The 26,035-nt window shown below is 62.9% G+C and carries 25 protein-coding genes; 19 read left to right on the top strand and 6 right to left on the bottom strand.

Translation table 11 applies throughout. The features are described from left to right. The first annotated feature begins 248 nt into the window (after nt 1-248). The 8 genes from NKH37_RS32010 (at nt 249) to NKH37_RS31975 (ending at nt 9,926) form a co-directional block, all read left to right on the top strand. Entirely contained in the window at nt 249-1,049 is an 801-nt protein-coding gene (locus NKH37_RS32010; protein ID WP_353006827.1) for a hypothetical protein, read from the top strand. Continuing rightward, nucleotides 1,046-1,897 (top strand): hypothetical protein, encoded by an 852-nt coding sequence (locus NKH37_RS32005; RefSeq protein WP_353006824.1) that lies wholly within the window; start codon nt 1,046-1,048, stop codon nt 1,895-1,897. The genes NKH37_RS32010 and NKH37_RS32005 overlap by 4 nt, the downstream gene beginning before the upstream one ends. 3 nt (nt 1,898-1,900) lie before the next feature. Beyond that, complete coding sequence (locus NKH37_RS32000) at nt 1,901-2,800, top strand: restriction endonuclease (protein ID WP_353006821.1); 900 nt, start codon at nt 1,901-1,903, stop codon at nt 2,798-2,800. A gap of 589 nt (nt 2,801-3,389) precedes the next feature. Continuing rightward, nucleotides 3,390-4,439, top strand: a complete 1,050-nt coding sequence (locus NKH37_RS31995) for a LacI family DNA-binding transcriptional regulator (RefSeq protein WP_353006847.1) — start codon at nt 3,390-3,392, stop codon at nt 4,437-4,439. Nucleotides 4,440-4,522: 83 nt separating this feature from the next. After that, on the top strand, nt 4,523-5,776 hold the full coding sequence (locus NKH37_RS31990) for an ABC transporter substrate-binding protein (RefSeq protein WP_353006818.1): 1,254 nt from the start codon (nt 4,523-4,525) through the stop codon (nt 5,774-5,776). A gap of 353 nt (nt 5,777-6,129) precedes the next feature. Then, nucleotides 6,130-7,059, top strand: coding sequence for a carbohydrate ABC transporter permease (locus tag NKH37_RS31985; protein WP_353006815.1), 930 nt, complete (start codon nt 6,130-6,132; stop codon nt 7,057-7,059). Continuing rightward, on the top strand, nt 7,059-7,916 hold the full coding sequence (locus tag NKH37_RS31980) for a carbohydrate ABC transporter permease (RefSeq protein ID WP_352909517.1): 858 nt from the start codon (nt 7,059-7,061) through the stop codon (nt 7,914-7,916). The genes NKH37_RS31985 and NKH37_RS31980 overlap by 1 nt, the downstream gene beginning before the upstream one ends. 27 nt (nt 7,917-7,943) lie before the next feature. Then, nucleotides 7,944-9,926, top strand: coding sequence for a glycoside hydrolase family 127 protein (locus NKH37_RS31975; RefSeq protein WP_353042324.1), 1,983 nt, complete (start codon nt 7,944-7,946; stop codon nt 9,924-9,926). On the opposite strand, the gene NKH37_RS31970 is transcribed toward NKH37_RS31975, so the two are convergent. After that, nucleotides 9,913-10,659, bottom strand: coding sequence for a gamma-glutamylcyclotransferase (locus NKH37_RS31970; protein ID WP_352818344.1), 747 nt, complete (start codon nt 10,657-10,659; stop codon nt 9,913-9,915). The two genes, NKH37_RS31975 and NKH37_RS31970, sit on opposite strands and share 14 nt — an antisense overlap. Nucleotides 10,660-10,973: 314 nt before the next feature. On the opposite strand from NKH37_RS31970, the gene NKH37_RS31965 reads away from it, so the two are divergent. From NKH37_RS31965 to NKH37_RS31955, 3 genes are all read left to right on the top strand, one after another. Continuing rightward, a complete protein-coding gene (locus NKH37_RS31965; protein ID WP_353006844.1) occupies nt 10,974-11,057 on the top strand; it encodes a hypothetical protein in 84 nt (27 codons plus the stop codon). 100 nt (nt 11,058-11,157) lie between these two features. After that, nucleotides 11,158-12,321: a putative hexosyltransferase gene (locus tag NKH37_RS31960; protein ID WP_023717154.1), complete on the top strand. Its 1,164-nt coding sequence runs from the start codon at nt 11,158-11,160 to the stop codon at nt 12,319-12,321. After that, nucleotides 12,308-12,940: a hypothetical protein gene (locus NKH37_RS31955; protein WP_023717155.1), complete on the top strand. Its 633-nt coding sequence runs from the start codon at nt 12,308-12,310 to the stop codon at nt 12,938-12,940. Before NKH37_RS31960 ends, NKH37_RS31955 begins: the two co-directional genes overlap by 14 nt. On the opposite strand, the gene NKH37_RS31950 is transcribed toward NKH37_RS31955, so the two are convergent. From NKH37_RS31950 to NKH37_RS31935, 4 genes are all read right to left on the bottom strand, one after another. Then, the gene (locus NKH37_RS31950; protein WP_352950991.1) at nt 12,937-13,338 is read right to left on the bottom strand and encodes a GtrA family protein; all 402 of its coding nucleotides are present in this window, start codon (nt 13,336-13,338) and stop codon (nt 12,937-12,939) included. The two genes, NKH37_RS31955 and NKH37_RS31950, sit on opposite strands and share 4 nt — an antisense overlap. Nucleotides 13,339-13,369: 31 nt before the next feature. Continuing rightward, nucleotides 13,370-14,062, bottom strand: coding sequence for a class I SAM-dependent methyltransferase (locus NKH37_RS31945; RefSeq protein ID WP_023717157.1), 693 nt, complete (start codon nt 14,060-14,062; stop codon nt 13,370-13,372). After that, nucleotides 14,037-15,107: a glycosyltransferase family 2 protein gene (locus NKH37_RS31940; RefSeq protein WP_156948034.1), complete on the bottom strand. Its 1,071-nt coding sequence runs from the start codon at nt 15,105-15,107 to the stop codon at nt 14,037-14,039. Before NKH37_RS31940 ends, NKH37_RS31945 begins: the two co-directional genes overlap by 26 nt. Before the next feature lie 444 nt (nt 15,108-15,551). Beyond that, nucleotides 15,552-16,934 carry an FAD-binding oxidoreductase gene (locus NKH37_RS31935; RefSeq protein WP_352845198.1) on the bottom strand — a complete coding sequence of 461 codons (1,383 nt, stop codon included), beginning with the start codon at nt 16,932-16,934 and terminating at the stop codon, nt 15,552-15,554. A gap of 226 nt (nt 16,935-17,160) precedes the next feature. Between NKH37_RS31935 and NKH37_RS31930 the strand changes: the two genes are divergently transcribed. Beyond that, nucleotides 17,161-18,168, top strand: coding sequence for an AraC family transcriptional regulator (locus NKH37_RS31930; protein ID WP_352481290.1), 1,008 nt, complete (start codon nt 17,161-17,163; stop codon nt 18,166-18,168). 133 nt (nt 18,169-18,301) lie between these two features. Here NKH37_RS31930 and efp read toward each other — a convergent pair whose 3' ends face one another. Continuing rightward, nucleotides 18,302-18,868, bottom strand: coding sequence for an elongation factor P (gene efp, locus NKH37_RS31925; RefSeq protein WP_023717161.1), 567 nt, complete (start codon nt 18,866-18,868; stop codon nt 18,302-18,304). A gap of 114 nt (nt 18,869-18,982) precedes the next feature. On the opposite strand from efp, the gene epmA reads away from it, so the two are divergent. From epmA to lpxK, 7 genes are all read left to right on the top strand, one after another. Next, entirely contained in the window at nt 18,983-20,029 is a 1,047-nt protein-coding gene (epmA, locus tag NKH37_RS31920; RefSeq protein ID WP_023717162.1) for an EF-P lysine aminoacylase EpmA, read from the top strand. Nucleotides 20,030-20,198: 169 nt separating this feature from the next. Continuing rightward, complete coding sequence (locus NKH37_RS31915; protein WP_023717163.1) at nt 20,199-21,542, top strand: TldD/PmbA family protein; 1,344 nt, start codon at nt 20,199-20,201, stop codon at nt 21,540-21,542. Then, on the top strand, nt 21,529-22,335 hold the full coding sequence (locus tag NKH37_RS31910; protein ID WP_023717164.1) for a 3'(2'),5'-bisphosphate nucleotidase CysQ: 807 nt from the start codon (nt 21,529-21,531) through the stop codon (nt 22,333-22,335). The genes NKH37_RS31915 and NKH37_RS31910 overlap by 14 nt, the downstream gene beginning before the upstream one ends. A gap of 74 nt (nt 22,336-22,409) precedes the next feature. Further along, nucleotides 22,410-22,655, top strand: coding sequence for a DUF4170 domain-containing protein (locus NKH37_RS31905; RefSeq protein ID WP_023717165.1), 246 nt, complete (start codon nt 22,410-22,412; stop codon nt 22,653-22,655). Between the two features lie 5 nt (nt 22,656-22,660). After that, complete coding sequence (locus tag NKH37_RS31900) at nt 22,661-23,440, top strand: lysophospholipid acyltransferase family protein (RefSeq protein ID WP_023717166.1); 780 nt, start codon at nt 22,661-22,663, stop codon at nt 23,438-23,440. Beyond that, entirely contained in the window at nt 23,437-24,753 is a 1,317-nt protein-coding gene (gene waaA, locus NKH37_RS31895; protein WP_023717167.1) for a lipid IV(A) 3-deoxy-D-manno-octulosonic acid transferase, read from the top strand. The genes NKH37_RS31900 and waaA overlap by 4 nt, the downstream gene beginning before the upstream one ends. Before the next feature lies 1 nt (nt 24,754). Then, nucleotides 24,755-25,783: a tetraacyldisaccharide 4'-kinase gene (gene lpxK / locus NKH37_RS31890; protein WP_023717168.1), complete on the top strand. Its 1,029-nt coding sequence runs from the start codon at nt 24,755-24,757 to the stop codon at nt 25,781-25,783. The last annotated feature ends 252 nt before the right edge of the window (nt 25,784-26,035 follow it).

Genomic DNA, 26,035 nt, shown 5'->3' with positions numbered 1-26,035 from the left:
GCCCCGGATGCCCGCACTTCTCTGAATGCGGCGGCCTCTCGGTTCGTGATTCAATTTTCGATTGTTTGCAACTCTGCTGCGGGGACTCGGCTCACTGCACGCGCGTCTGTCGGCATAAGCCGCAGCTCTTTGTGCAGCAGATGCGGGAGGTTGGCGGCTTTGGATTTGACGACATTCCACGCACAGCCGTTTGTTCTGCCCAATTGAGCGCGGATATCGTGCCGCTCATCTACCATGGAAGCAGTCGAATGACTGCGCTCGCTGGCAAAGCGTTCGCCTTGCGCTTGCCCGATCTCATCGATTTCAAACTCGGGAAGCTTCACTTCGAAACGCGCGAAGCCTTGTGTCGGACATACAACATAGACTCCACCGCTGACCTTATTCTAACCGGCGTCAATCACGATCATCGGATTGAGCCCTGGTGGACCCTTGGCGAGCAGCGCATCGCCATCATTAGGGCGATGAAGGAACTTGGAATCGCGCTTGTAACGACCCCGAACTTCAGTCTTCTGCTCGACAATCCGCGAACAGATGATCTTCACGCGATAAAGCGTATCGCCATTACATTCGAAGAATTCCAGCGTGAAGGGGTGGCCTGCGCACTACATCCCAACGGGCGGACCTATCAGGACTTTGAGCGCTGGTCGAAGTTCATTGCCGAGCGCTCCGAGATCGAGACGCTCGCCTACGAATTTATCACCGGCTCAGGTCAGAAGCTCAGAACGCAGTTTCACTTGGATAGGCTTGCTGATCTAGCCAAGGCCTCCGGCAGGGAACTGGACATCGTGGTTCGCGGCGATCCTCAGGTCATTCCGTTCCTGCGGCAATTCTACCGCCGCGTCATCTACATTGAGACCAATGCTTTCATGAAAACCTTGAAGCGCCAGCGCGCCGAACGATTGGACAACAATGCGCTTCGCTGGCTCCCGGCGCCGACCGTTGTCGATGAGACTGTCGATAAGCTTCTGAGCCATAATGTTGAAGAGCAGATCGCCTTTTTGCGAGCCACCTACTACGGCTGCGATGCGCCTTTTGCAAAAGCTGCGTGAGGTGGAAAATCGAGACGCTGACCTTCGATCTTGTAGATGACATTTGCCTCGGAGTGCAGAGCGGCACGATCACGGAGGCTGACCTGCCGACGACCAATGCCGATGGCCTCGGGCCGCTTTTAGAGTTGCGGCACACGCAGCCAAACATTTTAAACCGAGATGGCGGACCCCTTTGGCTAACGGCGGACAACTACTGCGAACTTATGCGCAACATGCGCGAAACGGATGCTTGGTTCGAGCCAAGATCAGGATACCAGGGATTTATTTCGGTCGACAAACTTCGGAGAGATGAGCTCGCATGGACCGGCTTCGTGCTACGCGCCAAACGGGCAGCGATATCGGCCGGTTTTTCTGACGACTATGGCGGTAAGCTAACGGCGGCGATTGGCGAGTTTTATGCAAACGTCATCGACCATAGCGGGCGTATCGATTCCGGCTACGTTGTCTATAGCGCCTCTCCCGGCCGCTTCGAATTTGTTGTGGCGGATGCTGGAATGGGGGTCCTGAACAGCCTTCGCAGCAACCCGACATATGCCCATCTGGTTGATGCGGGCACCGCGCTCGAATTGGCCCTGGACGAAGGAGTATCCCGTTACTACACCGAACAGGGGCATGGTTTTGGGTTTCGGCCATTGTTTGTCGGCCTAGCCAACATTAGCCGATACATGCGGTTTCGGTCGGACGATCACAGTCGGTCACTGGCAAGGAAAGCCGACGGATCCATAGATGCCCAAACCAGCCAACTCGCCACCACGAACGGATTTTTCTGTTGCGTGGTTTGCGACGTCGAAATCCAGACACCTGCCAGTCATCCGGACCAGGCGCCGAAAAATGCTGAGAGGGGCTAGCCGATGGCACTCAGCATGAAAGAGGCGACCGCAATCAGCGCAATTGCTGATCTCCTTTATGAGTTCTTGCCCGGCAGCGGAAACTCTCGCACGGCCTTTCCACTGGCCGCGAACGAGGCCGGCGTTGGAGACTTCTGGCAGCAAGGAAGCAAGCTACCATCCCTTGTCCAGCTTCTCAGCGTTACACTGGAGCACCGGCGGAACCGGTTTTGCCCTCTCATCTATGCGATTGTACGCCAGTCGATGACATGGCGGAGAGGACGAGGCGATCCGTTAAAGCGAGAAGAGATCGAGCAACTCAATAGTCTGCTGCGCGGTGTTTCGTTCAGCATACCCGAACTCACCGAGGCATCTTTTCTCGACATGTTGCCCCGGCGCGATCCGCCGCCAGTCGAAAAAACCTCCGGCAAGGCAACAACGACGCTGCTGACTTCGCTCTCTCAGCAACTGATCGAGGTCAGCAAACTTGCACCGCAGCCACGTGGCTACGCTTTTGAGAAATTTCTGCACGAGCTGTTTGCTGTCTATGACCTTGCCCCGCGCGGCTCCTTCCGAAATACCGGAGAACAGATCGACGGCAGTTTCGCACTCGAAGGTGAGACCTATCTTCTCGAAGCCAAATGGCAGAATGAATATTCCGGTGTAGCCGATCTAGATCGGTTTGCCGGCAAGGTCGGCAGGAAGGCAAAATGGGCACGAGGCTTGTTCATCAGTAATACTGGTTTCACTCCCGATGGACTCACAGCTTTCGGCACAGCGCCGACTTCGATCATCTGCATGGATGGGTTCGATCTTCACGAAACCCTATCCCGTCAGTTGTCCTTCGCTGACGTGATCTCCAGAAAGGTACGCCGCGCCGTTGAAACTGGCGGCCCATTCGTACGCGTTCGCGACCTGTACTGAACGTTCGTCATGCGCATGGATCTCCTTCTCACTTTGAAGTATCCGGGCGGGCGGGCGCCGCCATTGCGAACCACTTCAGGGCATGCCCTGAAGTGACATGACCAGCTGTCTCAGCGAGCGATGTAACATCGGAGTTGACGGTGACTATTTGTAACAAGGTAGCCAGGTCCAACTCTTGAGATGAGACTTCATGAGCCGGACCCATCCCTTGAGCGAGTTATCGAGTTAAGGGAAATGGACCGCCCGGCGTCACCCAAGCGGACTATTCGTCCGCCGCGATGTACGTGATGGCCTGAATGTCCGGGTTTCGCGTGTTCCAGCCTAGAATCGGCCAGTCTGCTTGCGGCCCGATCGCGACGTCTGAGGAGTGGTTCAGTGATGACCGCTCTTTGGCGCAACACGGTCATGCGGGATAACAGCTTGCTCGCGTCACCCACCCCACCATACCCGCTTGCTTTCCCAGCATTCGCATCCTAATCTCCCTCTGAGAAAACCTTTTCCCAACTCGCCCGGCCTCCGCTGACCTCACCACCCAGCGCCTCGCAGGGCCATAAGAGAAAAGCTTTTCTCAAATGGGAGGATCGATATCCTGGCGTCCGATGCGCAGCCTGCCAACCAGCCCGTCACCCTGCGTGAGGTGGCGGCGCTTGCCGGCGTCAGCGTTGCCACCGCGTCAAAAGCGCTGAACGGGCAGGGGCGGATGACCGCCGAGACGCGGACGCGCATTCGCGAGACGGCGCAGCGGCTTGGCTTTCGTCCGAACAGCCTGGCGCAGAGCCTTTTGCGCAGGCGCAGTTTTACCGTCGGGCTGTTGACCAACGACACCTATGGCCGCTTTTCGCTGCCACTGATGGCCGGCGTTTCCGATGCGCTGGTCGATGCCGGCGTCTCGGTGTTCCTGTGCAATGTCGAGGACGACCCGCGGCTCGCCCAGCTGCATGTCGATGCCATGCTCGACAAGCGCGTCGACGGCATCATCGCCACCGGCAAGCGCATCGACCGCCATCTGCCGGTCGACCTCGCCAATCTCCGCATTCCTGCGATCTATGCCTTTACCCAGCCCGATCCCGGCGCCATCGCTTTCGTGTCCGATGATGCCGGCGGGGCGCGGCTGGCGGTCGAGCATTTTTGCCGGCTCGGGCGGCGGCGCATCGCCCATGTCAGCGGGCCGACGAGCTTTGCCACGGTGCACGCGCGGGCGCAGGCATACACCGATGTCCTTATCGAGAACGGCCTGCCGGTCATGGAGCCGCTGCTCGGCCCGTGGTCGGAAGCCTGGGGGCACGAGGCGGTCAAAAAGCTGTTCGACGGCCAGGGTCCCGATGGGAGCGGCGAGAAACCCGATGCCGTCTTCTGCGGCAACGACCAGATTGCGCGCGGCGTCATCGACGCCTTGCGCGAGCGCGGCATCGGCGTGCCGGACGATGTCGGCGTCATCGGTTTCGACAATTGGCAGATCGTCGCCGAGGCGACCCGCCCGCCGCTGACCTCGGTCGACATGAATCTCGCAGCACTTGGCCGCGAGGCCGGCCTTGCCCTGCTTTCGCTCGTCGGCGGCGAACCCGCTTTGCCGGGCATTAGAAAACTGCCGTGCCGGCTGGTGGTGCGTCAGTCATGCGGCCGTCCGCCGGACGGCTGAACGAAACGGGCCGTGTCGATAGTCACCCGCTTGGGGGCGCGGCTAAATTAAGACGCTAAATTAAAACCATGTGGAGGAGAAGCATGAGAACCACCATTACCGGGCTCGCCATCGCCGCGAGCATTTTCGGCACGCTGGCGACGGTCGGCTCGGCCGCCGCCGACACCGCCAACATCTGGGTTCGCGCCGACGGCTCGAACTTCATGCCGCGCATCGTCGACGCCTTCAACAAGGGGCATCAGAACCAGATCAAGCTCGACATCATCCCCAATGCCGAGATCATCCCGAAATACGGCGCGGCCGCCGCCGGCGGCACGGCACCCGATGCGCTGTCGCTCGACCTGATCTATACGCCGTCCTTCGCTGCCGCCGGCCAGCTGGAAGACATCACCGACTGGGCGAAATCGCTGCCTTATTTCGCCAGCCTGTCGCCGGCGCATGTCAAGACCGGCACCTATAAGGGCCGCATCTACGGGCTGCCGTTCTCGGCCGATAGCTCGGTGCTGATCTGGAACAAGAAGCTGTTCAAGCAGGCCGGCCTCGACCCGGAAAAGGGCCCGACAAACTGGGCCGAAATCGAAGCCGATGCCGAAAAAGTCAATGCGCTCGGCGGCGACATCAAGGGCTTCTACTTCTCCGGCAATTGCGGCGGCTGCAACATCTTCACCTTCACGCCGCTGATCTGGGCCTCGGGCGGCGATATCCTGACGGAGGACGGCTCGAAAGCGACGCTGGACACGCCGCAGATGCGCGGCGCCATCGACCTCTACCGTTCGATGGTCAAGAAGGACCTGGTGCCTTCAGGCGCGCAGACCGACACCGGCTCCAACTTCTTCGCCGCCTTCGCCACCGGCAATATCGGCATCTCGCCGTCCGGCGCCTTCGCCATCGGCGCGCTCAACACGCAATATCCCGACATCGACTACGGCATCACCTTCCTGCCCGGCAAGGATGGCAGCTGGTCGTCGTTTGCCGGCGGCGATAATTTCGTCGTCACCAAGGGCACCACCAAGGTCGCGGTGGTGAAGGAGTTCCTCGACTTCGCCTATTCGCTCGAGGGCCAGACGATCCTGGCGAAATACGGCAGCCTGCCGGTGCGCGGCGACATCGCCAATGAGGCGCTGAAGGACCTCGACCCGCGCTACAAGGTCGCCGCCGAAGCCATGGCCAAGGGCCGCACGCCCTATTCGGTGGTGTTCAACGATCTGATCAACTCGGCCAACGGTCCGTGGAACCAGATGATGAACGAGGTCTTCTTCGGCGAAGACGTCGACGGCGCCATCGCCAATGCGCAGGAGACCATGCAATCGATCATCGATTCGGCGCCGCAGAAGTAAAGCGCCGGCGCTCCGGCCGCCCGCCTGTCTCCCTGGGCGGGTGGCCGGACATTGCATCGGAAGACCGCCCGCAACTCACCTTGGAAGGACCGATTGTTAATGTCGGCACCGCCCCTCATCCGCCTGCCGGCACCTTCTCCCCGTATAGTGACGGGGAGAAGGGGCTGGCCGCGACCCTGGCACCCTTTCTGCAACGCGGGATGTTGGCGAAATCCTTTGCGAAGGCACCCTTCTCCCCGTCACTATACGGGGAGAAGTGCCCGGCAGGGCGATGAGGGGCAGCGCAAACCAGACGCGATTGACTTGGGGCGGGAGACCGAAGATTTGCAACCATTCAACCGCAAGAACCGCGCATGACCACCATCACAGCAACCACCGCCACCCCGACGCGCCCCCGCAAATTGGTCGGCGCCGGGCGCCGGCAGTGGATCGGCCTGCTCTATGTCGCGCCGGCCGTTGCCCTTGTCGTCGTCTTTTTCATCGTGCCGCTTTGCATGACCGCCTGGATGTCGCTGCACAACTGGCCGCTGATGGGCGCGCACAGCTTTGTCGGGCTCGACAATTACTGGGCGATCCTGCGCGACACCCGCTTCTGGAACGCGCTGAAGTTCACCGGCTATTACACGGTGGTGGTGACGATCGCGATCTTTGCCGTCGCCTTTCCGCTGGCGCTGTTCATCGAAAGGCCGCGGCAGCTGACCGGCTTCTACCGGACGTCCTTCTTCATGCCGGCGGTCATCGGCTTCGCCTCGGCGAGCCTTTTGTGGTCGTGGCTGCTCAATGTCGATTCCGGCCTGTTCAGCCCGGCCGCTTTCGAGCTTGGCCTGACCGAAAAGAAATTCAATCTGCTGGCGACCTTCCAGCCGGCCTTCTGGTCGATCATCGCCATGGTGGTGTGGAAGGTGGCGGGCTTCACCATGATCATCCTGATGACCGGCCTGCAGTCGATCCCGCCGGATCTGCAGGAAGCGGCGATGATCGACGGGGCAGGGCCATTCGCGCGGTTTCGCGCCATCACCTTGCCCTTGATGCGCCGCACGCTGGCGCTGGCGCTGATCCTGTCGGTTGCCGGCTCGATCCTGGCCTTCGACCAGTTCTACATCATCCTGCGCGGCGGGCCGCGCAACCAGACGCTGACCGCCGTCTACTGGATCTTCAACCAGTCCTTCGTGTCGTTCAAGCTCGGCTATGGCGCCGCCCTTTCGATGGTCCTGCTGGTCATCCTGGTGGCGCTCAGCCTCATCCAGCTGCGGCTGCTGCGCAATCCGGAAGGGGTCGACTGATGGCGCTAGCCCGCAGCCGCAAGAGCCGCATCGGCACGCAGATTGCCGAGCACGCCACCGGCATCACCGCGTCCATACTGTTCCTGGCGCCGATCGTCTGGACCGTTCTTTCGGCGTTCAAGCCGGCGCAGGAGGCGCGCCAGCCACCGCTGCCGCCCTGGCCGACAACTGGGTTCTCGCTCGAGAACTACGCCACGCTCAACACCTTCGGCGATGGCCTGTGGCTGCCGGCGCAAAACAGCATCTATGTCTCTGTCATGACGGTGGTGCTGTCGGTGATCGTCAGCGTGCTCGCCGGCTACGGTTTCTCGCGCTTCCGTTTTCCGCTGAAGAACCTGCTCTTCGTCGTCATCCTGTCGACGATCATGATCCCGTTCCAGTCGATCCTGACGCCGATCTTCCTGGTGCTGACCAAGATCGGCCTGCACAACACGCTGACCGGGCTGGTCTGCGTCTACGTCACGCTGCAGCTGCCGTTCTCGATCTTCATGATGCGCAACGCCTTCGACGCGGTGCCGCGCGAGATCGAGGAAGCCGCGCGCATGGACGGCGCCAACAACGTCACCATGCTGTTGAGGGTCATGCTGCCGCTGGTCTGGCCGGGCATCGTCACCATCGCGCTGTTTGCCTTCCTCGGCGCCTGGAACGAGTTTTTGGCCGCGCTGGTGCTGATGACCGACCAGTCGAAATTCACGCTGCCGATCATGATGACCGCACTGCAGTCCGGCCGCTTCGGCGCCATCGACTGGGGCGCTGTGCAGGCCGGCGTCACCGTGATGATGGTGCCGTGCCTGGTGCTCTTCCTGCTGCTGCAGCGCTTCTACATCCGCGGCCTGATGGCAGGGGCCGTCAAGTGACCAATCGAACCGAACCGGAGTAAATTGATGACCGCATCGCCATCCGCCAGTCAGGGCGCCAAGCCGAAACTCGCATTCCGCCCGCTGCCGGTACCGCAGGTCGACGTGCGCGGCTTCTGGGGCGACCGTGTCGATGCCGTTGCCAGCAAGACCGCCGGCATCCTCTACGACCGATGCGTCGAGGCGCGCATGCTCGAGCAGATCGATCCCGACCGGCCGTCGCCCGGCATCGTCATTCCGTTCCACTCACCGTCGCCGGACGAGGCGGCCACCGCCGGCAACGAATTCACCGGATCGACGGTGACCACCCAGATGTTCTGGGACTCGGATTGGGGCAAGACCATCGAGACCGCCGCCTATTCGCTCTACCGCCGCCGCAACGAGGAGCTGGAGAAGAAGATCGACGCCGTCATCGACATGTACGGCAAGCTGCAGCAGCCCGACGGCTATCTGTCGAGCTGGTACCAGCGCATCCAGCCGGGCCTGCGCTGGACCAACCTGCGCGACTGCCATGAGCTCTATTGCGCCGGCCATCTGATCGAGGGCGCCGTCGCCTATTACCAGGCCACGGGCAAGCGCAAGCTGCTCGACATCATGTGCCGCTATGCCGACCATATCGCCGAGACGTTCGGTCCCGAGCCCGGCAAGAAGAAGGGCTATTGCGGCCACGAGGAGATCGAGCTGGCGCTGGTCAAGCTGGCGCGGGTGACGGGCGAGCGCAAATACATGGAGCTTGCCAAATACTTCATCGATCAGCGCGGCCAGCAGCCGCATTATTTCGACGAGGAGGCGCGCGCCCGCGGCGCCGACCCGAAGGCCTATCACTTCAAGACCTACGAATACAACCAGTCGCACAAGCCCGTTCGCGAGCAGGACAAGGTCGTCGGCCATGCGGTGCGGGCGATGTACCTCTATTCGGGCATGGCCGACATCGCCACCGAATATGGCGACGACACGCTGCGGGTGGCGCTCGACCGGCTGTGGGACGATCTCATGACCAAGAACCTTTACGTGACTGGCGGTCTCGGGCCATCGTCGCACAACGAGGGTTTCACTGCCGATTACGACCTGCCCAACGACACCGCCTATGCCGAGACCTGTGCTTCGGTCGGCCTGGTGTTCTGGGCAAGCCGCATGCTCGGCATGGGCCCAAATGCGCGCTACGCCGACATCATGGAGCGGGCGCTCTACAACGGCTCGATCTCGGGCCTGTCGCTCGATGGCTCGCTGTTCTTCTACGAAAATCCGCTCGAAAGCCGCGGCGCCCACCACCGCTGGAAATGGCACCGCTGCCCGTGCTGCCCGCCCAATGTCGGGCGCATGGTCGCCTCGATCGGCAGCTATTTCTATGGCCTGTCGGACACAGCACTTGCCGTCCACCTCTATGGAAACGGCACGGCTCGTTTCGATATCGCCGGGGCGCAGATAGAGCTCACCCAGACCAGCAATTATCCCTGGGACGGCGCGGTCTCGATCTCCGTCGAACCGGAAGCGCCGACCGAGTTCACCTTGCATCTGCGGCTGCCGGCCTGGTGCCGCAAGGCAACGCTCAAGGTCAACGGCGCCGATGTCGATCTGGCTGCTATCACCAGCGACGGCTATGCCGCGATCCGCCGCGAATGGCGCAAGGGCGACCGCGTCGAGCTCGATCTCGAAATGGCGGTCGACCGCCTCTACGCCAACCCGCAGGTGCGGCAGGATATCGGCCGCGTCGCACTGGCGCGCGGACCGCTGATCTATTGCATCGAAGAGACCGACAATTCCAGCCAGCTGCACCGCATCGCTCTACCGCGAACGGCCGACATCGAGACACACAAGCAGCCGAACCTTCTGGGCGGCGTCGTGACACTTTCGGCTATTGCCAAGAAGGAGGCTTTCGAAAACTGGGAAGAGGGGCTCTACCGCACCGAACCGCCGGCGGTCGAGGAAGCGAAAGTCACCGCCGTGCCGTACTTCGCCTGGGACAACCGCGATCCCGGCGAGATGCTGGTCTGGCTCAGGGACGAATAAAGCCCGACGGCGGCGCCCGGCCGATCTCCTCGGCCACAAGTTCCTGCAGCTGCCAGAGATTGCGGTCGCGGATGCCGCAGGCGTCGAGATGGCGAATGGTCTCGAACAGATATTCGGCGCCCGAACCCCAATGGCCGACGGCCGTGGCCAGGGTCGCCGCTATCGCTCGCTTTTCGAGCTTGCCGGCATAGCGCGGATTGGCGGGATCGACAACGAAACCAAGCGCTTGGCCCATGCCGTCGCCCGTCCTGACCTGCAGCCAGCGCGGCACGTTGACGGCCGGCAGGATGGTCATCTCGCGGCGCAGCAGCGCTTCGAGATTGGCCGCCACTGGCTCGGCGATCTCGAACACCATCCCCTGGCATTGGCCGCCGCGGTCGAGCGCCATCATCAGGCCGGGCTGCTCCACCGTGCCCCTGAAGCGCTGCACCGTAAAACAGAACGAACGGTGCCAGCCCGTCGCTACGGCCCGTTCGCCACCCCTGACCTCGCCGGCCGGCTTCCATAGCAGCGAACCATAGGCGAACAGCTTCACCGGCCCGGCCGGCGCGCCGGCCAGCACCTCGTCGCGAATGCGCGCGTAATCGGCATCGGTCATGTAGACCATGCCCGGCGTCGGCCCGGCGTCCTCGACCGCCCGCAAGGTGCGGGCGACCAGCGCCTCGGTCAGCGCCATCGGCGGCTTGCGCGGCGCCGACTGACGCCGCGATGCGGCGGAAATGACCTTGCTCATCCTCATGCTCTCAACCTTGCCGCCATGTTGCCGAAGGCTGGAGGATTCTCAAGGGCCGAGTACGCGGGCGCGGCATCAGGGTTCAAAACTGTCGTGTACAACAGCTTGACGGAATCGCACAAAATACGCGGCGGACTTTTGCGCGTCGAATTCCAGCCACGGCACCGCATCGCTCTGCCGCGAACGGCTGAGATCGAGGCACACAAGCAGCGAACCGTCTGGGCGCCGGCGTCACGCTTTCGGCGATTGCCAAAAGGAGACTTTCGAAAACTGGAAAGGGGCTCTACCGCACCGAACCGCCGGCGGGCGAGGAAGTGAAATTCGCCGCCGTGCCGCATTTCGCCTGGCACAACCGCGACCCCGGCGAGATGCTGGTCTGGCTCAGAAGCGCCGGATAGCAGTATCCCCAATTTGAGCCGCGTGCACGCCTTGAATTCGCCGGGGCGCGCGTCATCTAGCTTTGAGTGGCGCCTGCCATTGAACGGGTGGAGGCAGATTTTGGCGCTCGAAGCTGTCGCGCGTCCGAACGCCGGTGGCCGCTTTGTTGCGGTAGCCGTCGTCGCGGTGCCGTTGGCTTTCGTCGTCAGTGGGCTGGCCATTCGCTATGCCGCATTTGCTTCGGTTTCGGCAGAACCCGGCTTCGCGGCCTATGCCCAGGCGCTCTGCCGCTGGGATTGCGCGTGGTATGTCGGCATTTCCGAACACGGCTATGAGCGCTTTCCCATTCCAGGCCAGAGCAATGTCGGACGCTGGGGCTTCTTCCCGCTCTATCCGATGCTGGTGGCGGCAATCCGGTCTGTTTTCCGCTTTCCGACGATACTCGTCGCGTCGATCACATCGATTGCGTGCAGCTATGCCGCCTGTCTGGTGGCGTGGCCACTGCTCGAGAAGAACATGCGCGCTTATGTTCTGTATTGCGCCTTCCTGCTCAGCGGCCCGTTCTCCTATCACTTCACGACTTTCCTGACCGAACCTCTTTTCGTACTCCTGACTTCGTGCGTTTTTCTGGCGCTCAAACGCTCCAGCTATCTGGCTGCGGGACTGTCATCGGCTCTCCTGTCGGCAACCAGGCTCGTCGGGGTGCTCGTTGTATTCGCGACCGTCATTCAGATGTTCACGGATTACCGCGCAAAGGGCGGATCGACGCTGTCGTTCCCGCGTTGGCTGCTTGGCCGACCGGATCTGCTCGTCGCCATCTTCATCTCGCCAGCCGGCCTATTCGCCTACATCCTGTTTCTCTATCTGACCATCGGCGACGGCTTTGCCTTCCTGCACGTGCAGCGCGCGTTTGGACGGGTGCCGGGCAATCCGCTCGCCTTTATATGGGACGGGTTTTCGGCCGTTCCGACAACTGGATGGCTGCCCACGGCGCCGCAATGGAGCGCGCTCGCCGCACTCATCGGACTGGCGCTATCGGCGGTTCTGGCGGTTCGCAGGCAATATGGCGCCGCGTTGTTCTGCGCCTGCTGCATCATCCTGCCGCTGATCACGAACCTGGCCTCGATGGTCAGATACGTCGTTGGGCTTGCACCTCTGACAATATTGCTGGCCATGCTGTCGTCGGCGTCGAAGCTGACTTTTCTTGCGGCTCTGGCTCTCTTCCTGGGCGCCTGTTATTTCATGACCGTGGCATGGATCGGAGGCTATCTTGCCCTGGTCTGACATTTCGGGCCGGTATCTGCGCGGGGCCAGGCTTGCCAGCTACGCGCTGGCGGCGGTTCTGGCGGGAACGGAAATCGTCATTCTTGCGCTTGCTCTCAATCCGAATGTCAACGCCGATTATCGCGCCTATTACATTGACCGGACGACGACCTGCCTCAATCGCGATGCGGTCGGCAGCTATACCCTAGGCGAGACGGTGTCGTTCCGGTCCGACGGAGCCAAAAAGGCAGCCGGCATGAGGGTCTGCGGCTGGTCGGGACCCGTTGCCGACGGCACCCATTCCCTAGGCGAGACCTCGCGGCTTCGGCTGAAGATACCGCCGCTCCACGACAGTGTGACGGCCACGCTGCAAATGGCCGCCGCCATTCGCCCGCCGCAGGTCACGCAGCGGATTATTATTTCGGTGAATGGCGTTCGGGTGCATGCGGTGACGCTGTCCGGCAAAGAGCCGCGAACGGTCTCGTTCGTCATTCCAACGGCGGCCCTCGCCGAGGCCAGGATACTCGATGTCGCCTTCGACTACCTCGACGGCATTCCGCCAAGTTCGGCCGCCAGCAACATCTACAAGCGCGCCATCAAATTGTTGTCGTTCCGGCTCGATCCTGTTGAGCCGGGTTAGGGCGGGCGATCACGTTGCTGGCCGGGTCTTCGCTGCGCAAAAACCCACCGGTCGAGCATGAGAAGATTGACCGCTGGAACAAGCAAGCATGTAACCAGAATGGCGATGATCGGCGGCAGGCCGAGTTTGGCCGTCAAAACCGCCGGCGCCGCGTAGGCAACGGCGAAGCCTGTCGCCGTCAGCAAGAAAAAACGCGGAGCTTCCGATCGATGCGATCCGCTCGACGCGAAAGTCACGAACTTATGCGCGAGATAAGAAAACAGGGCGGCTGCGGTGTAAGCCGCGAGCGAGGCACCGACCGGCGAGAGGCCGAACCGTTGCCATTTTACCAAAGCGGTGGCCATCACTGCATAAAGGATCGTTGCGGCGATGCCGACCGACCCGAAGCGCGCCAGCACCCTCAGCCCGGCGTCGCCGGTTGAACGGCGCTCAGACACGCGCACTACACGCATACTGCGCTCCAAGCGGCAAAGGCGCGAATACCCGCTCGACCCTTCTGGCCAAGGGCCTTGCCGATGGCAGCAGCAGGAAATGCTCGGAGCGGATGTCCCGGAAGCCTGTTTCCTGAAAAACGGACCTCGCTTTGGCGGCGTTGAGCAGAACCGCGTCGTGATCGAACGGACACCGGAACACAGCAAGGCGCGTCAGTGGATTGTAGGGATTGTGCTCGATAATGCAGGCGACGCCGCCCGGCCGTACGACGCGCCGCATTTCCAGGAAGAAATCGAGCCAGGAGGAGGGCGGAACGTGATGGACGACGCAACTAGCGAAAGCCAGATCGAACGTGCCGTCCTCGTAAGGCAGCCCCTGAGTGCTGCAGGTCCTGTAGGCCACACGCGGATTGTGTTGGCTGGCGTGCAAAATCGATTCTTGCGAGACATCGCAACCATCGACGCTGTCGAAAGCACCGTCGAGGTAGGGGTGGAGCGAACCGACGCCGCAGCCGACATCCAGCGCCCTTACAGCCGACCCACCCTGCCGAAGCTTTCGCTCGAAGACCAGACGCCGCAGCAGATCCGCCTTGGCGACAAGGAAGAAGTCGTGGCTGAGTCCGGAAAACCGGATGGACCCTTCGACCGCCTCGCCATAGTTGGATTTATAGCTGTCGAAGAGTTCGGCCATTGGCGGGGACTCCACTCCTGGGTTTGTGAAACGATCGGCGGCGCTCACCGGAGGCGGCACGCATCGACTCGTCGAAGCCGGTGAGCCGATCGATGACATAAAGCGGGCGGCGTTTCACCTCGGCGTGGATGCTGCCGACGTAGAGTCCGACCACGCCGGTCATGAAAAGGTTGATCCCGCACAGGAGCGACACGATCACCACCGTGGATGTCCACCCGGCAATGATCCCGGTTTCAAAAAACCAGGCAAAGATGGCGTAGGCGCCAAAGACCCCCGCAAGCGCGGAAATGACCAACCCGCCCCAGAGCGCCAGGCGCAACGGCTTCTCGGAGAAACTGACGATGCCGTGAACCGCAAGGTGCATCATCTTCCAGAACGGGTATTTGGTCTGGCCCAGGGTTCGTGCGTGGCGCTCAAATGGCACGGCCGTCTGCTTGAACCCCATCCAGCCGAACATGCCCCTGACGAAGCGGTCATGTTCGGGCATACGCTTGAAGGTTTCCAGCGCCTTGCGGCCGACTAGGCGGAAGTCGCCGACGTCGCGCGGAATATCGACCGACGTCATTTTCTCCAGCAGGCGATAGAAAAGACTTGCCGTAAAGCGCTTGAACCAGGATTCGCCCTCGCGCTTGACCCGGCGGGCGTAGACGATCTCGAAACCTTCCTTCCACTTAGCCACCAGATCGAGAACGACTTCCGGCGGATCCTGCAGGTCCGCATCCATGACGATGACGGCATCGCCCGCAGCGGCGTCCATGCCGGCGGTAATCGCCACCTGGTGGCCGAAATTGCGGGAAAATTCGATCAGCCGAAAGCGCGGCTCGGCGGCGACCACTTTTTGAAGGTATTCGACGCTTCCATCGCGGCTTCCGTCATCGACGAAGATGGCCTCCGTTTCGCCGTCCAGCCGGCCGATAAGCGAACTGATCCGCTCGATCAGCCGAGGCAGCACCTGTTCTTCATTGTATACGGGCAGGACCAGCGAGTAGCGCGGCGGTGACCTGTTCACCGTTATTCCCGGGCCTTGGACCACAGACTCTCGCATGCGGTTGAAAATGGAACGCAAGCTACAAAGTTCCAAAGGCAATTAAGAAACTGCTAATTTATCTAGTTCTTAAGGGGATACCGGTCCTCGAGGAGGACTGAAGGGTGTCGTGGTGACGTCGGACGTCCGCATCGAAGCGTGAAATTGTCGGTAGGCTGCCGGCGCGATCGGCCTGGCGAGAAGCAGTCGCTGAGGCATAACCCGTTGACCGCATTGCCTGCTCCCGGACTTGCCTGTTGAAGCAGCGCTACGGGTGACCTGAGCGTGCGGGCCGACCGCTTCGACGCATGTCAGACATGGCTCATGGAACATGGTCGCCGAGCCCGGCCGAGTATCGCGCTTGTAGGCCGCCGAGCGTCCTGACCGGCAACCTATCGTACCGGCCGGGCCTTAGCGGGCCCGGCCGGTACGATACAACACTTGCTGGCCAGACGAGGGCGGCCGTCAAGCGGCCGGCCGGATGTTTTGGTTCACCCGGAAGAGGTTGTTCGGGTCGTATTTCTTCTTCAGCGAGGCCAGGCGCTCGTAGTTATCGCCATAAGCCGCCTTGAGCCTTCCCTCGCCCTCGTCATCCATCATGAAGTTCAGGTAGGCGCCACCCAGATCGAACGGATGCACGGCCTCCCAGTAGGCCTTGGTCCAGCGCGTCACCGGCCCCGCTTTCTGTGGGTCCGGATCGATCCCAGCGATGACCATCGACCAGGTCGCATCACGGTAATTCCACGGTGTCTCGTCTTTGCCGACGCGATGGACAGCGCCGTCGATCGGATAGAGATGCATGAGCGATAGCTCGCTCGGCGTCTTCGCCGCCTGCTCGAGATGAGCGTCGATCGCCTCGTCGGACAGAGTCTTGACGAAATCGCCCCGCCAATACCACTGCATCCCCTTCGGATAGAGCCCATCGAACATGCTCTGCACCGCGGGATAGGGCATCATTCCCATCCAATTGAACCAGGGCGCGGGGAGCGCACCGAGTAGCGGAGCCAGCGCCTCTCTGCCCTTTTCCTCCGGGCCGTTGTAGCAACACATCAGGAGACACATCCGCTTTCCCCAAAACTCTTCCGGGAACGGTGCGCTCGACAGGATCGTCTTGAGCCCGAGGAAGATCCCGAGTTCCTCGGGCGCGCGCGGCAGGAACTCGCGATAATGCTGCATGATGGTGCGGGCCTGGCGCTGATCCCATGCGATCGGCCCCGCAAAGACCATGCTGACCTGGTGGAGCTTGAACACAAAGCTGGTGACGACGCCGAAATTGCCGCCGCCGCCGCGAAGCGCCCAGAACAGGCTAGGGTTCCGCTCCTTGCTGGCGGTGACGAAGCTTCCGTCGGCAAGCACGACATCGGCCTCGACCAGATTGTCGATGGTCAGGCCATATTTGCGCGTCAGATAGCCATGGCCGCCGCTCAGCGTCAGTCCGGCGACCCCGGTGGTCGAGATGATGCCCGCCGGTACGGCCAGGCCAAAGGCATGGGTTGCGTGGTCGAGGTCGCCCTGAGTGCAGCCCGGACCCACCCGCGCCGTACGGGCATCCGGATCGACACGCACGCCGTTCATCGCCGACAGGTCGATCACCAGACCGTCGTCGCAACTCCCCAATCCTGGTCCGTTATGGCCGCCGCCACGTACCGCAACCAGCAAATTGTTGTCGCGGCCGAAATTCACCGCTGTGATCACGTCGGCCACGTCCACACAGCGGGCGATGATCAGCGGCCGCTTGTCGATCATGCCGTTGTAGAGCTTGCGGGCCTCATCATAGCGGGCGTCGCCGGTCCGGATGACTTCGCCCCGCAGGCTTGCTGCGAATTTGGTGATGTCTTCATCGTGCATGACATTCCTCCCTGTTATTGGACCTGTCGGCCGGTCGATGAAACGCTAATCCCGTCCGCTGTTCCCGCAAATGTCACATCGTCCATTTCTGTTGCCCGATCGTTCAGAGTAGGATTAGACCGGATGGGTAGTTGCTCGGGCGGCTGTATTGCCGGATAGTTCGAGATGCCTGGCCGAAAAACTCGTTGTCAAAGGGAGTAGCCGATCGTTTCCGGAGGTGTAGTGCATGGATGTCCTTTCCGATGTGCTCCGAGCCGTTCGCCTCACCGGTGCGATCTATTTCGACGTCGACGCCAGCTCTCCCTGGGTCGGCGAGTCGCCGGGCACGGCCGACATTGCCGCCGCCATCATGCCGGAGGCAGAGCACATCATTTCTTTTCATGCCGTGATGTCGGGCTCGTGCTGGGCCGCGCTGGCAGACGATTCGGTGCCCCCGGTGCTCGTGAACGCCGGTGATGTCGTTGTCTTCCCCGGTGGTGTTCCGAACGTCTTGAGCTCTTCGCCCGGAGCGCGGGGCGAACCCAATATGGCGATGTATTATCGGCCGATTGACGAGAGCCTGCCGTTCGCGGTGATCCATGGTGGCGGGGGAGACGAGCGGACCCGGTTCATTTGCGGGTATCTTGGCTGCGATGCACGTCCCTTCAATCCTCTCCTCGCTGCATTGCCGGCCATCCTGTGTGCCCGCAAGCCCGCCGATGGAAGCAGCTGGGTTATCGACCTGTTTCGGCTGGCGCTGGCCGAAGGTGGCAGTGGGCGGGCGGGCGGTGAAACGATCCTCGCCAAGCTGAGCGAGCTGATGTTTGTCGAGATCATCCGCCGCCATCTCGAGACCCTCCCCGGCGATTCGCGCGGCTGGCTGTCAGGCCTACGGGATCCACATGTCGGCGAGGCGCTCCGGCTCATCCACGCTCGCCCCAGGGAGGAATGGACATTGGACCGGCTCGCCCGCGAAGTAGGGCTCTCGCGCACGGCGTTTGCGAGCCGCTTTACCCACTATGTCGAGGTCTCGCCGATGCACTATCTTGCTCGCTGGCGTCTGCAACTGGCGGGACGTTTGCTCGAACGGCCCGAAATGAGCATTGCGCAAGCGGGTGCCGAGGTCGGCTACGAGTCGGGAGCCGCCTTCAATCGCGCCTTCAAAAAGTTCGTCGGCATTCCACCTGGCACCTGGCGAAAGGGACGGTCGGCGTTGCTCGAGGCTCAAAGATTGCCCGCTGGCGTCGTGCAATAGGAAAGAACTGGCCGGGCGTTGACGCTGCGGTCTGCGTGCCGCGTCCCAATGCTCGAAAGCCCCCTGGCACAAAGCGGTCGACGATGACCGGCCGCCTCGGCGCGCTAGGGCGAGGCGTTTCAGGCTTCGCGCCTCAATCCTTCGCGCGCTCGACATACGCGCCATCCGCCGTCATCACCACCACGCGGGTGCCGGCGCTGATGTGTGGTGGCACCAGGGTACGCACGCCGTTGGACAGCGTTGCCGGCTTGTAGGACGAGGACGCCGTCTGGCCCTTGGTCACCGGCTCGGTCTCGACCACCTCGAAAGTGGCGCGCTGCGGCAGTACCAGCGAGATGGCGATGCTGTTGTATTGCGAGATCTGCACCGGCATGCCTTCCACCAGGTAGGGCGCCATGTCGCCGACCACGCTCTCCGGCACCGCCACCTGGTCGTAGCTCTCCGGGTTCATGAAATGAAAGCCTTCGCCGTCCTGGTAGAGGAAAGTGTGCTCGCGCTCCTCGACATAGGCGCGCTCGACCTGCTCGGTGGTGCGGTAACGCTCGGAAACTTTAACCCCGTCGGAGATACGCCGCATGTCGAGCTGGGTGACCGGCGTACCCTTGCCAGGATGAATGTTTTCGGCAAAGAGGATCACATAAAGCTTGCCGTCCTTTTCGACGACGTTGCCTTTGCGTAAGGAGCTGGCGATGACCTTCACGGGTTTCCATCCTGATAAAATTTGTTGGCGCAAATCGGCTGGAGAGGCCGTTGGGTGCGGCCTAGCGCATCTTGGCCGCAATCGCCAGCCCTCTGTGCAATTCGCCTGAAGCCGATGACCGCCGCTTCGCCATGGTGGACGCCGCATGTCCATGCCGACCGCCGGCCGCGGCTGATCCTGCGCAACGCCATTGCCGCCGGCATGCGCGACTGGTTCGCCCGCCGTGACTTCGTGGAGGTGGAGACATCGGCCCTGCAGATCTCGCCCGGCAATGAAGCGCATCTGTCGGCCTTTGCCACCGAGGCGATCGGGCCGGACGGGCAGCGCCAGCCGCTCTACCTCCACACTTCGCCGGAATTCGCCTGCAAGAAGCTGCTTGCCGCCGGCGAGGAGCGCATCTTCAGCCTCGCTGCTGTGTGGCGCAACCGTGAGCGCGGCCCCTTGCACCATCCGGAGTTCACCATGCTCGAATGGTACCGCGTCGGCGAGGCCTATGAGAGCCTGATGCGCGATTGCGCCGAGCTCGTCGCGCTGGCGGCCGAACGGGCGGGCGCAAAGCGTTTTAGCTTCCGCGGCCGCGAGGCCGACCCGTTCGCCGAGCCGGAACGGTTGAGCGTCGCCGAAGCCTTCATGCGCCATGCCGGCATCGATCTGCTGGCGACTGTGGCAGCCGATGGCAGCACCGACCGCGCGGGGTTGCATGCCGCCCTGGTCCAGGCCGGATTGCGGACCGCGCCCGACGACAATTGGGCCGACCTGTTCAGCCGGGTGATGGTCGAAAAAATCGAACCGGCGCTGGGGCAGGGGCGCGCCACCATTCTTTTCGGATATCCGATCTCGGAGGCGGCATTGGCCAGGCCGAGCGCCGACGATCCACGCACCGCCGAGCGTTTTGAGCTTTATTGCTGCGGCGTCGAGCTTGCCAACGCCTTTGGCGAGTTGATCGATCCGGCCGAGCAGCGCCGGCGCTTTGCCGCCGAAATGGACGAAAAGCAGCGTGTCTATGGCGAACGCTATCCGATCGACGAGGATTTCCTCGCCGCCCTCGCCATCACGCCGCAAGCGAGCGGCGCGGCGCTCGGCTTCGACCGGCTGGTGATGCTCGCCACCGGCGCGCTCAGGATCGACGACGTGATCTGGACGCCGGTGGCCGCTTCCTGAGGGATTGTCGATCTCGCCATTGCCGCTCACCTGCCTGACACTGGCAGCCCTGTTCAGGCGCTTGATGCCCCCGCTTTGCGCCTTCTCCCATTGCAGAAGCTGCATCGGGACAATAGATGGTGCAGCAGCGGCTGCCCTTCAGCCGGCCGGAAATAACAGGATTATGCGCATGACCGATACGCTCGACGCAGCGAAACTGACCGACCGCGTCGCGGCCCTGGTCGAGGCTGCCAAACGGGCCGGCGCCGATGCCGCCGATGCGGTTGCAGTACGCGGCCGCTCAACCGGTGTGTCGGTGCGGCTTGGCAAGGTCGAAGGCACAGAGGCGTCCGAGAGCGAGGACGTCTCGTTGCGCGTCTTCGTCGGCAGACGGGTGGCGAGCGTTTCGGCAACGGCGGCATCCGACCCCAATATGCTGGCTGAGCGCGCCGTCGCCATGGCCAAAGTGTCGCCCGAAGATCCCTATCAGGGTCTCGCCGATCCGGCCTTGCTGGTCAAAAAGCCGCGCGATCTCGATCTGTTCGACGCCACCGAGGTATCGGCGGACCAGTTGAAGGAAGCAGCCCTTGCCGCCGAGGCGGCGGCGCTTGCCGTCAAGGGCGTCACCAATTCGGCCGGCAGCGGCGCCAGCGCCGGGCTCGGCGGCCTTGTGCTCGCCACTTCGCATGGGTTTGTCGGCCATTATGTCGCGTCGCGCTTTTCGCGCTCGACCAGCGTCATCGCCGGCGAGGGCACCGGCATGGAGCGCGATTACGAATTCTCCTCGCGCCAGCATTTTTCCGATCTCGACGCGCCGGAAGACATCGGCCGCAAGGCCGGTGAGCGCGCCGTACGCCGCATTGGCGCGCGCAAGGCGGCGACCGGGCCGGTCGACGTGGTGTTCGATCCGCGCGTCGCGCGCGGCATTGCCGGCCATCTCGCCGGTGCCATCAATGGCGCCGCGGTGGCGCGCAAGACCAGCTTTCTGCGCGACATGATGGGCAAGAAGGTGGCTTCGGCCGCAATCACCGTCACCGATGAGCCGCTCCGGCGCCGCGGCCAGGCCTCGCGCCCCTTCGACGGCGAAGGCGTCGAGGGCGAGAAATTGTTCATGGTCGACAAGGGCGTGCTCAACCACTGGTTCCTGTCGACCTCGGCGGCGCGGGAACTCGGCCTCGTCACCAATGGGCGCGGCTCGCGCAGCGGCTCGTCGGTCTCGCCATCGTCGACCAATCTCGCCATCGAGCCCGGGGAAAACACGCCGGAAGAGCTGATCAAGTCGCTCGAGACCGGCTTCTACGTCACCGAAGTGTTCGGCCAGGGGGTCGACATGGTGACGGGCGAATATAGCCGCGGCGCTTCCGGCTTCTGGATCGAGAATGGCGAGCTGGCCTATCCCGTTGCCGAGGTGACCATCGCCTCCAATTTGAAGACGATGTTCCTCAACATGGTTCCGGCGAGCGATCTCGACCGCAATTTCGGCACTGCCGCGCCCACGCTTTTGATCGAAGGGATGACCCTTGCCGGAGCTTGATCCGGCCGTCTCGGCCGGCGCTACTGAAGACCTGCAGCTGCTGCGCGACGCTGCCCGCGAGGCGGGGCTCATCGCCATGCAGTACTTCAACAACAATCCGCAAGTATGGATGAAGGGCGGCACCTCGCCGGTCAGCGAAGCTGATCACGCCGCCGACAAATATCTGCGCGAGACCTTGCTGGCGGCCCGGCCGGACTATGGCTGGTTGTCGGAGGAAACCGTCGACGACCCGGTAAGACTTGTCGCGCGCCGCACCTTCGTCGTCGATCCGATCGACGGCACGCGCGGCTTCCTCGAAGGCCTGCCCACATGGTGCGTCAGCGTCGCGGTGGTCGAGAACGGCCGCACGCTTGCCGGCGTGCTCGACTGCCCGGCGAAGGGCGAAATCTATTGGGCGCTGCCGGGCGAGGGCGCATTCCTGAATGGCAAGCGCATCAGCGTGCGTCCGCCGTCGGAAACGGCCGAAATCGCCGGACCGAAGGCGATGATCGACCTGATGCCGGCGAAATGGCACAAACGGCTGAAGCGCGTGCCCTATATTCCTTCGCTCGCCTACAGGTTGGCGATGATCGCCGGCGGCCAGCTCGATGCCACCTTCGTCAAGGCCAACGCGCATGACTGGGACATCGCCGCGGCCGACCTCATCCTGCGCGAGGCAGGCGGCGCCGTGCTCGATCGGCACGGCCGCGCGCCGCTCTATGCCGGCGAAGTGATCCGCCACGGCGCGCTTGCCGCCGGCAGCGGCGAACTCCTCGCTGTGCTCGCCGGCGTCATCGCCGGGCTGGACAATTGACCATCATCAATAGTTCCAAAGTCGGCGGCTTTGGTCTAGACCTGTCCCAAACTCACGATATGTGAAGGATCGACATGGCCGCTGAAGACGGAAAGAAACAGCTTTTGCACCTGGTGTTCGGCGGCGAACTCAAGAAGCTGGGCGGCACCGAATTCCGCGACCTCGACGCGCTCGACGTAGTCGGCATCTATCCCGACTATCAATCGGCGCACGCCGTCTGGAAGGCCAAGGCGCAAGCCAGCGTCGACAATGCCCATATGCGTTATTTCGTCGTTCACCTGCACCGCCTGCTCGACCCCGAAAACAAGGCTGCCGGTTGACATCGATGAACCATGAAGCGGTCAAGCGATCAGCCCCGCGGTCGGCGGTCAGACGTCGCAAGCCGAAGACGTTCTGGCGCAAGATCCGCGAACCGCTGGCGCAGTCGCGATTCGTCAAGAATGCGCTTGCCGCGCTGTTTGCGTATTTCGTCCGCCTTGTCCGCCTGACCAACCGCATGGTCGACGGATCGGCGAAGTTTTCCGGCGGCGCCTATGCGCAGCTCGAGCCTGGCATCATCGCGCTCTGGCACGGCCAGCATCTGCTGACGCCGGCCTATTATCCCAAGGGACGGCCACTGGTTGCCATGGTGTCGCGCAGCGCCGATGCCGAGCTCAACGCGCTGATGGTCGAGAAATTCGGCATCGAGGCGGTGCGCGGCTCTGGCGGGCGCGAAAGCGCAAGGCATCTCGACAAGGGCGGCGCCAAGGCGCTCATCGCCCTCAAAAAGTCGCTCGCCACCGGCAAGAATGTCGCCATGATTGCTGATATTCCCCACGGCACGCCGCGCGATGCGGGGCTCGGCGTCGTCCTCCTGGCGCGGCTGTCCGGCCGGCCGATCCTGCCTGCCGCGATTGCCACCAGCCGCCGCAAGGTGATCGAGGGCAGCTGGGACAAGACGACGATCAACTTGCCCTTCGGCCGCTCCTCGATTGTCGTCGGCACGCCTGTCTTCGTGCCGGCCAACGCAGACGCCGCGGAAATGGAACGCAAGCGCCAGGAGGTCACGGCCTCGCTCAATGCCGCGACCGCCGAGGCCTATCGCCTTGTGGACGGTTCGAAATGAGTATGCGCTGGGCGCGCGCCTTCCTGACGGCATACCGCTTCGCCGGGGCCGCCGCCTACCCGCTGGTCGGACCTTATGTCGCCTGGCGCACATCCAGAGGCAAGGAGGATCGCATTCGCCGGCGCGAGCGCTACGGCGTCGCCGGACGCGAGCGCCCCGAAGGCCCGGTGATCTGGATCCATGCAGCCAGCGTCGGCGAGACCATCGCCGTCGTGCCGCTGGTCGAGAGCATTCTCGACTACGGCGTCAACATCGTGCTGACGACGGGCACCGTCACCTCGGCGCAGGTCGCCGAAGAACGGCTGGGCGGCCGCATCATCCACCAATATGTGCCGCTCGACCTCAAGCCGGCGGTCAGCCGCTTCCTCGATCATTGGCAACCGGACCTGGCGATCATCGCCGAATCGGAGATCTGGCCGATGACCATCCTGGAACTCGGCGCCCGCCGCGTGCCGCAGGTTCTGGTCAATGGCAGGCTGTCCGACCGCTCCTTCAAATCCTGGAAGAAGCGCGCCAACATCGCCGAAGCATTGTTCGAAAATCTCGCCCATGTCGTCGCCCAGTCGGATCTCGATGGCGAGCGCTTCCTTTCGCTCGGCGCCCGGCCGGTCACCGTGTCCGGCAATCTCAAGGTCGACACCGCGCCGCCGCCGGCCGACGAACGGGCACTGGCGGCGCTGAAACGCCAGATCGGCGCTCGCCCGACCTGGGCGGCGATTTCGACCCATGACGGCGAAGAGGCGGTCGCGGCCGAAGTTCACGCCATGCTGCACAAGCGGCACCACGGGCTTTTGACGATCATCGTGCCGCGCCATCCCGAACGCGCCGGGCAGCTGGCCGCCCAGATTTCCGGCATGGGCCTGAAGCTGGCGCAGCGCAGCAAGGGCGACAGGATCACCGCCGATACCGATATTCTGCTCGGCGACACGATCGGCGAGATGGGGCTTTATCTGAGGCTGACGGAAATTGCCTTTGTCGGCCGTTCGCTGACTTCCGAGGGCGGCCAGAACCCGCTGGAACCGGCCATGCTGGAGACAGCGGTGCTTGCCGGCCGCAACGTCCAGAATTTTCGCGAGGCCTATCAGCGCCTGCTCGACAGTGGCGGCGCCAAGCTGGTGCGCGACCGCGATATGCTGGCCGGCGCCGTGAATTTCCTTTTGACCAACGAGGTGGCTCGTCACGAAATGATGGCGGCGGGTGCGGCGACGGTCGACGAGATGCGCGGTGCGCTGGCGCACACGCTCAGGTCGCTCGAGCCCTATATCCAGCCGCTGGTCGTCAAGTCGCGCCTGAAGGGCGCGAACGGGCGTTGACGTGACCTCGGAAGCGCCGCCCTTCTGGTGGGAAGAGCCGGACTGGCGGGTCGTGGCGCTGTCGCCGCTTTCCGCCATCTATGCGCTTATCGCCGGTCGCCGCATGCGGCACGCGCCGCGCGAAAAAGTCGAGGCGCCGGTGCTCTGCATCGGCAACTTCACGGTCGGCGGCACCGGCAAGACGCCGGTGGCGATCGCATTGGCCGAGCAGGCCCGGCGCATGCAGCTCAATCCCGGTTTCCTGTCGCGCGGCCATGGCGGCTCCTTCGCGCAGCCGCATGTCGTCGATCCGCACCACGACGCCGCCAAGCATGTCGGCGACGAGCCGCTGCTTTTGGCCGAACATGCGCCGGTCGCGGTGACGCCGAACCGGGCCGCCGGCGCCAGGCTTCTGCTGGAGAAGCTCGGCTGCGATTTCCTGATCATGGATGACGGTTTTCAGAGCGCGCGCATCCACATCGATTATGCGCTGGTCGTCGTCGACGCGCGCCATGGCATCGGCAATGGCCGCGTCATCCCCGGCGGACCGCTGCGGGCGAACATCGTCGACCAGCTGGTCTTCACCAGCGGCTTGCTGAAGATGGGCGAGGGCACCGCGGCCGATACGGTCGTGCGCCAGGCAGCGCGCGCCGGCAGGCCGATCTTCGAGGCGCACACCGCCCCGAGCAGCACGGTGACGCTGGCCGGCAGGCGGTTCCTGGCGTTCGCCGGCATCGGCCATCCCGACAAGTTTTTCGACACCGTAGCCGAGGCCGGCGGCGAGCTTGCGCTGACCCGACCGTTTCCTGACCATCATTTCTACAGCGCGGACGAGCTTGCCGAATTGGCGGCGACGGCACGTAAAGCCGGGCTTGGCCTGATTACCACTGCCAAGGATGCTGCCCGCCTGCGTCACGGCGCAGCGCCGCCGGAATTCCTCGACCGGCTCGATGTGCTGGAGATCGACACCGTCTTCGAGCTCGACCATGTGCCGCAACGCATCATCGACGAAACGCTGGATGCCTGGCGGCAGCGCAGGCTTAAAGGCTGACCGGCAGCTTGAGACCGAGGCGATGTGGGGACTGGAATTTGCATCTTTCCGCGGGTCGAGTGTATTTTTGTTCTTGCTTTGTGCCGGCAGCTATGCTAGTAATTTAGGTATGGTGATGATTCGCCGACGACCCGCCCTCGAGCCCCGAGGCGGGTTTTTTATTTCAAGATAACTTCTAAGGTTTCGGTGTCGCTGGCTTGACGTCGCGGCAGGAGACGGCGCGCGAAGGATCGCAACGGGGCGACTTGCATT

The sequence above is a fragment of the Mesorhizobium sp. M1217 genome, from assembly GCF_040318275.1.
Lineage (GTDB): Bacteria > Pseudomonadota > Alphaproteobacteria > Rhizobiales > Rhizobiaceae > Mesorhizobium.
The sequence above is the reverse complement of the archived record's forward strand: the minus strand, read 5'-3'. Positions and strand labels throughout refer to the sequence as shown.